The organism is Georgenia phoenicis (assembly GCF_047302425.1).
GTDB lineage: Bacteria > Actinomycetota > Actinomycetes > Actinomycetales > Actinomycetaceae > Oceanitalea.
The window spans coordinates 3,288,479-3,301,050 of record NZ_CP154855.1 but is presented as its reverse complement, the minus strand read 5'-3'; the positions used below and the strand labels follow the sequence as shown (position 1 = coordinate 3,301,050).

11 protein-coding genes are annotated in these 12,572 nt (G+C 70.5%); 6 read left to right on the top strand and 5 right to left on the bottom strand.

Annotated features, from left to right (window positions below; genetic code table 11):
* Positions 1-14: 14 nt before the first annotated feature.
* Positions 15-1,229 (bottom strand): ROK family protein, encoded by a 1,215-nt coding sequence (locus tag AA0005_RS15630; RefSeq protein ID WP_413451053.1) that lies wholly within the window; start codon positions 1,227-1,229, stop codon positions 15-17.
* Between the two features lie 107 nt (positions 1,230-1,336).
* Between AA0005_RS15630 and AA0005_RS15625 the strand changes: the two genes are divergently transcribed.
* The 6 genes from AA0005_RS15625 (at position 1,337) to AA0005_RS15600 (ending at position 8,664) form a co-directional block, all read left to right on the top strand.
* Entirely contained in the window at positions 1,337-2,857 is a 1,521-nt protein-coding gene (locus AA0005_RS15625) for a sugar ABC transporter ATP-binding protein (protein WP_413451052.1), read from the top strand.
* The gene (locus AA0005_RS15620; protein ID WP_413451051.1) at positions 2,854-3,957 is read left to right on the top strand and encodes an ABC transporter permease; all 1,104 of its coding nucleotides are present in this window, start codon (positions 2,854-2,856) and stop codon (positions 3,955-3,957) included. The genes AA0005_RS15625 and AA0005_RS15620 overlap by 4 nt, the downstream gene beginning before the upstream one ends.
* 45 nt (positions 3,958-4,002) lie before the next feature.
* Positions 4,003-5,064, top strand: a complete 1,062-nt coding sequence (locus tag AA0005_RS15615) for a substrate-binding domain-containing protein (RefSeq protein ID WP_413451050.1) — start codon at positions 4,003-4,005, stop codon at positions 5,062-5,064.
* A 64-nt stretch (positions 5,065-5,128) separates the two neighbouring features.
* The gene (locus tag AA0005_RS15610) at positions 5,129-6,307 is read left to right on the top strand and encodes a Gfo/Idh/MocA family protein (RefSeq protein ID WP_413451049.1); all 1,179 of its coding nucleotides are present in this window, start codon (positions 5,129-5,131) and stop codon (positions 6,305-6,307) included.
* Positions 6,308-6,309: 2 nt separating this feature from the next.
* Positions 6,310-7,311 (top strand): sugar phosphate isomerase/epimerase family protein, encoded by a 1,002-nt coding sequence (locus AA0005_RS15605; protein ID WP_413451048.1) that lies wholly within the window; start codon positions 6,310-6,312, stop codon positions 7,309-7,311.
* A gap of 156 nt (positions 7,312-7,467) precedes the next feature.
* On the top strand, positions 7,468-8,664 hold the full coding sequence (locus AA0005_RS15600) for a CAP domain-containing protein (RefSeq protein ID WP_413451047.1): 1,197 nt from the start codon (positions 7,468-7,470) through the stop codon (positions 8,662-8,664).
* Between the two features lie 4 nt (positions 8,665-8,668).
* Here the strand turns inward: AA0005_RS15600 and AA0005_RS15595 are convergent, their stop codons facing one another.
* The 4 genes from AA0005_RS15595 to AA0005_RS15580 all read right to left on the bottom strand — a co-directional run bounded on the left by AA0005_RS15595 (position 8,669) and on the right by AA0005_RS15580 (position 12,540).
* The gene (locus AA0005_RS15595; RefSeq protein WP_413451046.1) at positions 8,669-9,841 is read right to left on the bottom strand and encodes a glycosyltransferase; all 1,173 of its coding nucleotides are present in this window, start codon (positions 9,839-9,841) and stop codon (positions 8,669-8,671) included.
* A 161-nt stretch (positions 9,842-10,002) separates the two neighbouring features.
* Positions 10,003-10,434 carry a hypothetical protein gene (locus AA0005_RS15590; RefSeq protein ID WP_413451045.1) on the bottom strand — a complete coding sequence of 144 codons (432 nt, stop codon included), beginning with the start codon at positions 10,432-10,434 and terminating at the stop codon, positions 10,003-10,005.
* Positions 10,427-11,716, bottom strand: coding sequence for a glycosyltransferase (locus AA0005_RS15585; protein WP_413451044.1), 1,290 nt, complete (start codon positions 11,714-11,716; stop codon positions 10,427-10,429). Before AA0005_RS15585 ends, AA0005_RS15590 begins: the two co-directional genes overlap by 8 nt.
* Complete coding sequence (locus tag AA0005_RS15580) at positions 11,713-12,540, bottom strand: hypothetical protein (protein WP_413453110.1); 828 nt, start codon at positions 12,538-12,540, stop codon at positions 11,713-11,715. The genes AA0005_RS15585 and AA0005_RS15580 overlap by 4 nt, the downstream gene beginning before the upstream one ends.
* Between the last annotated feature and the right edge of the window lie 32 nt (positions 12,541-12,572).

Here is a 12,572-nt window from a genome sequence, read left to right as displayed (position 1 = left end):
CCTGCTCGGCGTGCTCAGCCGCGGGCGAGCAGCTCGTCGATGGCGGGTGCCGAGAGCACCTGCTGGGAGACCATCTGCGAGGCGCCGAGCACCCCGGCGCGGCCCTCGGTCTGGGAGGCGACGATGCGCAGGTGCTGGGTCGCCAGCGGCAGCGAGCGGCTGTAGACGACCTCGCGGATGCCGGCCAGCAGGTGCTCGCCCACCTCCGAGACGATCCCGCCGATGACGATGACCGAGGGGTTGAGGAGGTTGACGCAGCCGGCGACGACGTCACCGATGTCGCGTCCGGCCTGACGCACGGTCTGGCTGGCCGTGAGGTTCCCCGAGCGCACGAGGTCGACGATCTGCGCGGTGCGCTGGATGTCCACGCCCTGCGCGCGTAGCGACTCGACGACGGCCAGGCCGCTCGCCAGGGCCTCGAGGCAGCCGACGTTGCCGCACCGGCAGGGCACGGGACGCCCGCGGGGGACGGCGATGTGGCCGAGGTCGCCGGCGGCGCCGAGCGCCCCGCGGCGCAGCTGGCCGTCGGAGATGATGCCGGCGCCGATGCCCGTGGCGATCTTGATGAAGACGAGGTCGCGGACGTCGGGCCACCGCGCCGCGTGCTCGCCGAGCGCCATGATGTTGACGTCGTTGTCGACGAGCACCGGGGTGGGCAGCGTGCGGCTCACGTGGCCGGGGACGTCGAAGCCGTCCCAGCCGGGCATGATCGGCGGGCTGATCGCGCGGCCCAGCCGGTGCTCCACCGGTCCGGGCAGGCCGATGCCGACCCCGGCGACGTCGGACACCGGGCGCCCGAGCTCCTCGACCATCTCCTGCAGGGCGGTGGTGACGGCGTCGAGCACCATCTCGGGGCCGTCGCCGATGGCGATCTCCAGCGAGCGCTCGGTCAGCACGGTGGAGGCGAGGTCGGTGACGGCGAGGCGGCCGTGGCTCACGCCGAGGTCCGCGGCGAGGATGATGCGCGCGCCCGGGTTGAAGGCGAAAGTGGCGGGCGGGCGCCCGCCGGTGGAGGAGGCCTCGCCCGCGGGGACGATGAGACCGGAGCCGAGCAGCTCGTCGATGCGCGCGGCGACCGTGGGCCGCGCGAAGCCGGTGACGGCCGCGAGGTCCGCGCGCGTGCGCGGCCGCCCGTCGCGGATCAGCTGGAACAGGGTGCCTGCCGACCGAGGATCAGCCTCTCGGCGAACGTCACCTCGCTCCTCGAGACCTGTCGGAAGTATGACCATGCGACGAGTAAACCATCGATGCTTCCACAGGTCACGCTCACGTAACTATCATCCTTGTGCGCGACTTTTGATTGACGAATATCAGAACAGGCCCCTACAGTGTCGCCATGGTCACAGCAGACCCTCCAGCACAGCTGCTCCGTCTCTCCGACATCGTCAAGCACTTCCCCGGCGCCAAGGCCCTCGACGGCGTGGACCTCGAGGTCCGTGCCGGCGAGGTGCACTGCCTGCTCGGGCAGAACGGCGCCGGGAAGTCGACGCTCATCAAGGTCCTCGCGGGCGCCCACCAGCCGGACTCCGGCGAGATCCGGTGGAACGGGGAGCCCGTGACGATCGGCTCGCCCACCGCGGCCATCGAGCTCGGTGTCGCGACGATGTACCAGGAGCTCGACGTCGTCGACGGCCTGAGCGTCGCCGAGAACATCTTCCTCGGCCACGAGCTGTCCAGGGGCGGGCTGCTCCGCCGCTCCGAGGCGCACAGCCGCACCCGCGAGCTCCTGGGGCGCCTCGGCCACCCGGAGATCCCGCCGGGCCGTGAGGTCGGGCGCCTCTCCGCCGCGGGGAAGCAGGTCGTCTCGATGGCCCGCGCCCTGTCGCACAACGCCCGGGTCATCGTCATGGACGAGCCCTCGGCGGTGCTCGACCCCGAGGAGGTGGAGAACCTCTTCCGGGTGGTCCGGACCCTGTCGGCCGACGGCGTCGCGATCATCTACATCTCCCACCGGCTCGAGGAGATCCGCAAGATCGGCGACCGCATCACCGTCCTCAAGGACGGGCGGACCGTCGCCGAGAACCTCGCGGTCGCCGACACCCCCACCCCCGAGCTCATCAAGCTGATGACCGGCCGCAGCGTCGGCGTCGACTTCGGCGGTGGCCGCGGCACCCACGAGCGTGGTGAGGCCCTGCTCGAGGTCGAGAACCTCTCCCTGGCCGGCGTCTTCGAGGACGTGAGCTTCACCGTGCGGGCGGGCCAGATCGTCGGGCTCGCCGGCCTCGTCGGCGCCGGACGCTCGGAGATCCTCGAGACGGTCTACGGCGCGCGGAAGGCCACGGGCGGTGCGGTGCGGGTGCGGGGCAAGAAGCTGCGCGCCGGCTCGGTGGACGCGGCCGTCAGCGCCGGCATCGGTCTGGCCCCGGAGGAGCGCAAGAGCCAGGGCCTGCTCCTCGACGAGCCGGTCTACCGCAACATCACCCTCTCGACCTTCGCGCGCTTCGCCCGCTCGGGCCTGCTCAACGAGCGCGCGGAGCGCAAGGCCGCGGAGGAGCAGATCCGCTCCCTCCAGGTGGCTCCGGCGGACGGCGGCCGCCGTATCCGCACCCTGTCCGGCGGCAACCAGCAGAAGGCGATGCTCGCCCGGTGGCTCGTCCACGGCTGCGACATCCTCCTGCTCGACGAGCCCACGCGCGGCGTCGACGTCGGTGCCCGGGCCGAGATCTACGGCCTCATCCGCCGCCTGGCGGCCTCCGGCGCCGCCGTGCTCATGGTGTCCAGCGAGATCGAGGAGGTCCTCGGCCTGGCCGACGACGTCCTCGTCGTCGCCGAGGGCCGCGTCGTCCACCACGGACCGGCAGACCAGATCGACGAGCACGGCGTGCTCGACCTCGTCATGGAAGGAACTCACGCATGAGTGAGAACGCAGCGGCAGACACCTCCGCGGCCGGCGGCAGCTCGCCGGCCCTGCCGCCCACGAACCGGGACCTCGCTCCCGAGCCGAGCCAGCCCACCACGCGGGCACGGCGCGGTGGGGGCGGGGGCGGCGCGCTCCGCAGCCTCGGCCTCGTCATCGCCGTCGTGCTCATCGGTGTGGCCGGTGTCGTGACCGCCGGGGACCGGTTCCTCAGCGCGAGCAACATCACGACGATCCTTGCCCTCGCGGCGACGATCGGGATCATCAGCATCGGGATGACCTTCGTCATCACCGGTGGTGGTATCGACCTGTCCGTCGGCTCCGTCATGGGCCTGGCCACCGTGTGGGCGACCACCCTCGCGACCCAGACGATGGCCGCCGACACCCACTGGATCGTCATCGCGCTCACCGCGATGGTGGTCGGGACGGCCGCCGGTGTCGTCAACGGCATCATCGTCGCCTACGGGCGTGTGGTCTCGTTCATCGCCACCCTGGCCATGCTCGTCGCGGCCCGCGGTCTGGCCGAGATCATCTCCGGCCGCCAGACCCAGCTCATCCCCCACCGGGACCTGAGCCAGGGGAGGGGCGAGGTGAGCGGATTCAGTGACTTCTTCGGCGCCGACGTCCTCGGGGTGCCGATGACGGTGTGGATGTTCCTCGTCATCGCCGCGCTCGGCTGGGTCCTGCTCAACCGCACGACTTTTGGCCGCCGCACCATCGCCGTCGGCGGCAACCCCGAGGCGGCGCGCCTGGCCGGCATCAAGGTCCAGCGCCACACCATGTACCTCTTCGCCCTCTCCGGCCTGGCCACCGGCATCGCCGCGGTCACCATGCTCGCGCGCACCGACGTCGGGACCTCGACCCACGGTCTCCTCTTCGAGCTCGACGCCATCGCCGCGGTGGTCGTCGGCGGCACCCTGCTCATCGGCGGCCGCGGCACCATCGTCGGCACCGTCCTCGGCGTCCTCATCTTCGCGATGCTGCGGAACATCTTCGTCCTCAACAACCTGTCCACCTCGGTCCAGGCGGTGGCGCAGGGCGCGATCATCGTCCTCGCCGTCCTGCTCCAGCAGCGCTTCGCCGCCCGCGGCTCCAGCTAGCCCCCCAGCAGCACCAGCCCATCCCAGTTCAAGGAGGAACCCCTCATGTCCGCACGTACCACGCGCCGCCGGTTCGCCGTCGCCGCCGGCCTCTCGGCCGCCCTGCTCGTCGCCGGCTGCACCGGCAACACCCCCGAGGAGGTCGAGGGCGACGATGCCACCACCGGCTCCGACTCCCAGCAGCAGGCCGGGTCGAGCAACGACGACACCGGTGACACGGTCACCATCGGCTTCTCCGCCCCGGCGGCCGACCACGGCTGGATGGGTGCGATCACCAGCCTCGCCCAGGAGGAGGCCGAGAAGTACGAGGACATCGACTTCCGGATGGCCGAGGGCACCAACGACGTCAACCTCCAGATCAGCCAGGTCGAGACCTTCATCAACGACGGCGTCGACGCCATCGTCATCCTGCCCTTCGACGGCGCCGCGCTCACCGGCGTCGCCCTCGAGGCGATGGAGGCGGGCATCCCCGTCATCAACGTCGACCGTGAGTTCTCCGACCCGAACGCGGCCCGCGTCACCGTCCTCGGCGACAACTACGGCATGGGCGTCAGCGCCGGCGAGTACATGTGCGAGCAGCTCGGCGACCAGCCCGACGCCGTCATCGCGGAGATCGCCGGCATCGACAACCTCCCGCTCACCCAGGACCGCAGCCAGGGCTTCGAGGACGCCCTGTCCGAGTGCGGGCTCGAGGTCGCCAACCGCGTGGCCGCGGACTTCACGGTTCAGGGCGGGGAGTCGGCCACGTCCAACCTGCTCCAGGCGCTGCCCGAGATCGACGCCATCTGGAACCACGACGACGACCAGGGCCTCGGCGTCATGGCCGCCATCGAGAACGCCGGCCGCGACGAGTTCTTCGTCGTCGGCGGCGCCGGCTCGCGCAACATGATGGAGGAGATCCAGTCCGGCGACTCCCTCGTGCGGGCCACCGTCATCTACCCGGCCACGCAGGCCGCCGACGGCGTCCGTCTCGCCCGTCTCCTCGCGCAGGGCAAGGCCATGTCCGACCTCGTCGAGGTCGAGGTGCCGCGGCTCATCCAGCTGTACGCGCCCGTCGTGACCGCGGACAACGTCGACCAGTTCATCGACTCGGCCTTCGCGTCCTGAGCCACCCAGGATCCGGGGGCGCCGGCTGGTCCGGCGCCCCCGGTCCCACATCTGAAGGAGCATGATGAGTGAGGACAAGCCGCGGGTCGGCGTGGCGATGATCGGGTACGCCTTCATGGGGCGCGCCCACTCCCAGGCGTGGCGCAACGCGCACCGCTTCTTCGACCTCCCCCTCGAGCCGCACCTGGCGGTCCTCGTCGGGCGGGACGAGCAGCGCGCGACGAGCGCCGCCCGGCAGCTGGGCTGGGACGCCGTGGAGACGGACTGGCGCCGGGTGCTCGACCGGGAGGACGTCGACGTCGTCGACATCTGCACGCCGGGGGACACACACGCCGAGATCGCGGTGGCCGCGCTCGAGGCCGGCAAGCACGTGCTCGTCGAGAAGCCGATGGCCAACACCGTGGCCGAGGCCGAGACGATGGCGGCGGCTGCCGCCGCGGCCCGGCAGCGGGGGGTGCGCTCGATGGTGGGCTTCACCTACCGGCGGGTGCCGGCCGTGCGGCTGGCCCAGCAGCTCGTCGCCGACGGGCGGATCGGTGAGGTGCGCCAGGTGCGCGCCCAGTACCTGCAGGACTGGCTCGCCGACGCCGACGCCCCGCTGTCCTGGCGGCTGGACAAGGAGAAGGCCGGCTCCGGCGCGCTGGGCGACATCGGCGCCCACATCATCGACCTCACGCAGTTCATCACCGGGCAGCAGATCGCCGGCGTCTCCGGCATGCTCGACACCTTCGTCACCGAGCGCCCCGTCGCCGAGAGCTTCAGCGGGCTGCACGGCACGGGCGGCACCGAGCGCGGACCGGTGACCGTGGACGACTCGGCGATCTTCCTCGCCCGGCTCTCGAGCGGGGCACCGGCCGTCCTCGAGGCCACCCGCTTCGCGTGGGGGCGGAAGAACGCCATCCGCATCGAGGTCAGCGGCACCACGGGCGCCATCGCCTTCGACTTCGAGGACATGAACGTCCTCCACCTCTACGACGCCACCGAGCCCGCCGAGACCGCCGGCTTCCGCCGCATCGTCGTCACCGAGCCGGTGCACCCCTACATCGAGGCGTGGTGGCCGGCCGGCCACGGACTCGGCTACGAGCACGGCTTCGTCCACCAGACCGTCGACCTCGTCCGGGCGATCGGCGCAGGCGAGGACCCCGCCCCCTCCTTCGAGGACGGCCTGCACGTCCAGCGCGTGCTCGACGCGATCGAGCGGTCCAGCGCGCAGCACAGCACCTTCACGACGATTGGAGACTGACCATGGCTCGACCGATCACGCTCTTCACCGGCCAGTGGGCCGACCTGCCCTTCGAGGAGGTGGCCCGCCTCGCCGGCGAGTGGGGCTACGACGGCCTGGAGATCGCCTCGTGGGGTGACCACCTCGACCCGTGGCGGGCCGCGGAGGACGACGCCTACGTCCAGAACCGCCTCGACATCCTCGAGAAGAACGGGCTCAAGGTCTACACGATCTCCAACCACCTCAAGGGCCAGGCCGTCTGCGACGACCCCATCGACCAGCGCCACCGCGACATCCTCCCGGACCGCATCTGGGGCGACGGCGAGCCCGAGGGCGTCCGTCAGCGGGCCGCCGAGGAGCTGAAGATGACGGCGCGGGCCGCCGCGCGACTCGGGGTCAAGACCGTCACCGGCTTCACCGGCTCCTCGATCTGGAAGTACGTGGCGATGTTCCCGCCCGTGTCCGAGGAGCTCGTCGAGGCCGGCTACCGGGACTTCGCCGACCGCTGGAACCCGATCCTCGACGTCTTCGACGAGGTGGGCGTCCGCTTCGCGCTCGAGCCGCACCCCTCGGAGATCGCCTACGACTACTGGACCACCCAGCGCACCCTCGAGGCGATCGGCCACCGCGAGGCCTTCGGCCTCAACTGGGACCCCAGCCACTTCATGTGGCAGGACCTCGACCCGGTCGCCTTCCTCCTCGACTTCCGGGACAAGATCTTCCACGTCCACTGCAAGGACTCCAAGCGCCGCCTCAACGGGCGCAACGGGCGGCTCGGATCCCACCTGCCGTGGGCCGACCCCCGCCGCGGCTGGGACTTCATCAGCACCGGCCACGGGGACGTGCCGTGGGAGGACGCGATCCGGATGCTCAACCACATCGGCTACGACGGCCCGCTGTCGGTCGAGTGGGAGGACGCCGGGATGGACCGCCTCGTCGGCGCCCCCGAGGCCCTCGAGTTCGTCCGCAAGCTCTCCTTCCGGCCCGCCGAGGCGGCCTTCGACGCCGCCTTCTCCACCCGCTGACACGACGACGCCGGCACCCCGGTCCTCCTCCGCCCGCGGCGGTCGGGGCCGGGGTGCCGGCGTCGATGTGACCAGGACGACGGGTTCCGAGGTGCCCGACGCCCCGCACTCCTCGTACCGTGGACAGCCGGACACCACACGTGGGGGAGAGACCACATGACCGCACGCCGCCGCCTGCTCGCCGCCGCCCTGACCGTCGGCCTCACCGCGGTCGCCCTGCCCGCCGCCGCCAAGGGCGGGGAGGTCGAGGGCGAGGGACCGCGCTACCACCTGACGAACACGTGGGCGGGGATCACCCACCTGTCCTTCGCCTACGGGCACGCCGGCGACGAGGTCTACGTCGGCAACTGGGACGGGCGCGGGACGGACACGCTCGCCGTCCGCCGCGGCAAGGACTTCCACTTCCGCAACAGCCTCTCCAGCGGCCCGGCGGACCGGGTCGTCGCGTACGGCCGCCCCGGCGACGTCGTCCTCATGGGCGACTGGGACGGCGACGGCGTCGACACGCCCGCGGTGCGCCGCGGCTCGCTGTACTACGTGAAGAACAGCCTCACGGGCGGTGAGGCGGACGTCGTCGTGCCCTACGGACGCCCGGGCGACGTCGTCCTCGTCGGCGACTGGGACGGCAACGGCACCGACACCCTCGGGGTGCGGCGCGGCAGCACCTACCACCTGAAGAACTCGCTGACCGGGGGGAACGCCGACCGGGTGGTCGCCTACGGCCGCCCCGGCGACGACGTCATGGTCGGCGACTGGGACGGCAACGGCGCGGACAGCCTCGGCGTGCGGCGCGGGGACGTCTTCCACATGAAGAACACCATCGCCGGGGGAGCCGCCGACATCGTCATGCCCTACGGCGCCCGCGGCGACGGCGTGCTCGTCGGTGACTGGGACGGCAACGGGAGCGACTCGATCGGCCTGCGCAACGCGGTCAACCACCCCGTCCCGCCGCGCGTGGGGAGCATGAACGAGTACGACGAGCGGATGATCGAGATGATCAACGCCGAGCGCGCGGCGCGGGGCATCGCCCCCGTGCGCGCCGTGCCCGCCCTCCGCGCAGCTGCGGTGCGCCACTCCACGTGGATGGCGGAGCGCAGCCTCATCCAGCACGCCTCGAGCGAGACGATCGCGGCCGACGCGCGGGCTGTCGGCTGCACCCGCGGCGGGGAGCACATCGTGCGCACCTACCAGCGGGGCACCGCGCCCAACCCGCGCGACGCGATGGACTGGTACATGAACTCCACGGACCACCGCACGGGCATCCTCAACCCGAACAACACCCACGTGGCCGTCGGCACCGTCGAGGCCGGCAACTACATCTACAACACCCAGCGCTTCGTGCGGAACTGCTGACCGGTCAGCCGGCCTTCGCGGCACCGGTGACGACCGTGGCGGCCAGCCGCCCGGTCGCCGCGGCGGAGCGGTGCTCGCGCACCCAGCCCGAGAGCCGGCGCGTCTCCGCGTCGGTGCGCTGCGCGCGCAGGGCGCCGATCATCGCGCTGGCGACGGCGTCGACGTCGTAGTCGACGGCCCAGCCGAGGCGTTCCTGGCGGATCTCGCTGACGGCGGCGCCCACGCCGGCGAAGACGACGGGCGTGCCGCAGGCGAGTGACGAGTGGATCTTTGTCGGGTACGCGAGGTCGTAGCCGCGGCCGGGGATGATGCTCGCCAGGCAGGCGGCCGCGCCGCGCTGCCAGCGGGCAGCAGCCTCGGCCGGCCCGCGCGGGTGGAACTCGACGGAGCCGGCAGGCAGGTCGCGCGCGAGCTCCTTGAGCCGCGGCCAGTCGCTGCCCTGCCCGAGGTAGACGAGGCGGGCGTCGGGGACCTCGGCGAGGACGCGGGGGAGGGCGCGGATGAAGACGTCCGCCCCCTGCCACTCGGAGGCCGTGCCGGCGTAGAGGAGGTACGGGCGTCCGTCGGTGTCGACCGCGGCGCCGTCCGGGGTGAACACCTCGGTGTCGACGCCGTTGGGCACGACCTCGACGTGCTTCACCCCGAGGGCGGTGAGCCGGGCGGCGACGGGCGCGGAGACCGCGACCACCGTGGCGGCACCGCCCATGGCCCAGCGCTCCACCGCGCGCAGGACGCGCACCACCACCCCGGGCATCCCCGCGGACTCGGCCGCGTCCGCCCACAGGTCCGGCGCGTAGTAGACGTACGGGACGCGCCGCAGCGCGCTCACGGCGCGGACGACGGCGCCGGTGGTCGGCGGCGGCTCGCAGACGACGACGTCGGGACGAGGGGTGCGCAGGAGCCGCAGGAGCAGCGGCAGGTCGAAGCTGAGGTACTGGACGTAGCCGCGCACGTAGCCCTCGGCGTCACGCAGCACCGGCCAGCGCTCGACGGCCGCCGGGACGCCGGCCGAGGCGTCCATGCCCGGCGGCGGGGTGGTCGTCAGCACCCGCACCCGCGCGCCGAGAGACGCCAGGCCCCGGGTGAGCGCCGCGAGACGGAAGGACGCCGCTGCCGGCTCCGGGGTGAAGATCCGCGTCGCCAGCACCACACGGACGCCGTCCTGCGCCTCGGCCATGCATCCTCCAGTGGTATTCGAACGGCACGACATCGTGAATCTGCATTAGGTTACGGGCTTCGACACTAGCCCTCGCTGTACGGGTCGTTGGCCGCAGGCCCGCGGGCAAGCGGTCGGGTGTGTTCAGCACTGTGTAGGAAGGAACCGACAGTCTGAGTCAACTACTTGCCGGCCGCCTGGTTCACGGCGTAGCGGACTGCGCGAAGTCCGGTGACCGCGTGAACGCCATGCTTCTTGGCCAGAACCCATGCTGCACGGTTGGCCAGTGGGTCCACTACGACGACGAGTTCCGCGGTACGAAGGGTCTCCATAGCGTCCGCATCTGCACGTAGTGCCCGCCAGGCGCGACGGCCCCTGATGTTCCCCCTGAAGGCCCGCACAAGCGGGGCAAGCGGTCCAGACACGCGGCTCAGGGTCCCGACATCGATGTCAACAGGCCGGTGTGCATACTCCGCGACCTCTACCGGACCGACGATAGTGACCACCGTGTGGTCCGGAAGGGCGTCGCAGACGTCGGCGGCCCGTGCTGCTAAGTCGGCTGCAGTGATGCTCGGGTCCAGGCAGAGGACCGTCACGCGCATGCCTTCAGCCACGCTTGTGCACCCCACTGGCGAGCGCTTCGATCCTGGGTGCGAGCTGCGCAGCCCGTGCGACACGAGGCCCCCAGGTAGCTGCTGCTCGCCATCGATCAGGATCGGGAGCCTGCACCTCGCGTGCTGCGCGCTCAAGCGCGCGTGCAATCTGACCGGGCTCGAGCCCCTCCGTCGGAAACCACAGCGGGTAGCCACGCAGCACGTCATTCACCGCATTCCGGGGATCGTGGACAGAAACGATCGGAAGACCCGTCGCAAGGTACTCGAACACTTTGCCGCTCGTGACGTACTTGCCAGATCCGAGAACAAGGAGAAGTGCGTCGCAACGGGCGTAAAAGTTGGCGACGTCGCCCTTGGGCACCGGACCGATGTACTCCATCCTGGCAGTTGGCTCCGATAGATCTCCGGAACCCGTGGACTCGCCTCCGAACCCGACGTATCCCGCGAGGAGCGCTCGGCATCCGGCACGATCCCTCAGCTCACGGAACCCCTTCCAGCCGTTAATGAACTCAGCCATCGGGACTTTCTCACTGATAGTGCCGAGGAAGCCGAAGGTCGCCTCCTTCGTCGGTGTAGGAATACGACGAGGGCGGAGCCCGCCGTCGTAACCGTTGGGAACGACGTACATGCGGTCCGCGTGCTCGGGATACAGCTCTGCATGCCAAGTACGGATCGGCTCGTTGACGAACCACACCTCCTTTGCGCCAGCAACCAGACGGGACTCCCATCGGGCGACCCTGCTCCGCGGCGCAGCAACTCGTGCACCACTGAATACGTCAAGCTGCCACGCGTCGCGGTAATCCATGACGTACGGCACGCCGACCTTGGCCAGTTCGGCAGCCGCCACAAAGTCGACATGAGGATTGGCCGTCGCAATCACTAGGTCGACGGGGTCTTCCCGGTGTACTGCTCGGGCCGCGCGTTCCAGTGGTCGCCGCCAGAACCCATAGTTCGCCTCTGGAAACGGCGCCACGTCGGCGGCACGTCTCCAACGCAGCCACAGGTCGGGCATCTCGATACGGAACCGGGACCACGTGGCTAGTTCGCCATCGAGATAGGGCCGCTCAAAGGGCAGACGCACGACTCTAACGTCGGGGTGAACAAGGTCGACAAGCGAGTGGTCAGCGCCGGTGTACTTCTCGAACGACTCGGTGCTCGCCGTTAGTACGGTTACCCGCCATCCAGCCTGCGCGAACAGGTTCGGTGTAGCGAGCGCGCGGTAAACACCGCTCCCGCGAGCCGGCGGGAAACCCCATGCCACGTATAGCAGGTGCCGGTTCATTCTCCTCCGAGTGCGGCTCGATAGATCCCACGTAGTCGTGCCACGGCGTGCTCCACGCCGTGGTGCTTACGAATCCAGGCAGGTGAGTTCAACGCCGCACTTCTCGCTGCGGGATCGGCTATCACGTGTCGCGCTATGTCACCGGCATCCCCGAGGTCTCCTATGAGAACCGGTGGAGCTGGATATGTGGGGAGGGGGTGGGCAATAAATGTCGGCACCCCAATGCCCAGTGCTTGTAACTCACTCATGGCGAGAAGTCCCGCAGACTGCCCTACGGCCAGGTGCGCAGAGGCAACCCATGCCAGGAACGCCGGTCGGGGCATGGGCGGGACCAGGCGTACGCCTGCCCTAGCTGCGGCCTTGGCCCCCTCGCCCCAGTCGAGCCCGACGATGTCAACACTGTTCGGAAGTGCCTCTCGCAGTAACCGGGCAATCTTGAGTTGACAGTCGAGGCCCTTGACCGGTTCCCACCGCGACGTGAACACGACCGTCGGGCGGTCGGCCGGAGCCCACTGCGGTAGATCACTGACATCTATGGGATTCGGCAGATAAGTCGCGTCAGGTCGTGCCTCAAGGGCCGCGTCTGCAAGGTCGGGCGTCGAGAAAACGACAGCGCGAGCGCCGTCGAGCCCCTGCTGAATCTCGTCGCGGTATCGCGGGTCGCGGTACTGGGTACGGATGTCGGTCCCGTGTAGGTGGACAACGTAAGGTCGGCGAGGGAACTTGCGTGCCCAAGCGGTGCGGCCGCCGTAGTGGAGGTGTAACAGGTCGGAGCGGAGGAGCGAGGCGATGCGCCTGCCCGTCCAGACGTAGTAGTCACCCACGTACTTCCGCCGCGGGACATCGGCTAGCCCCG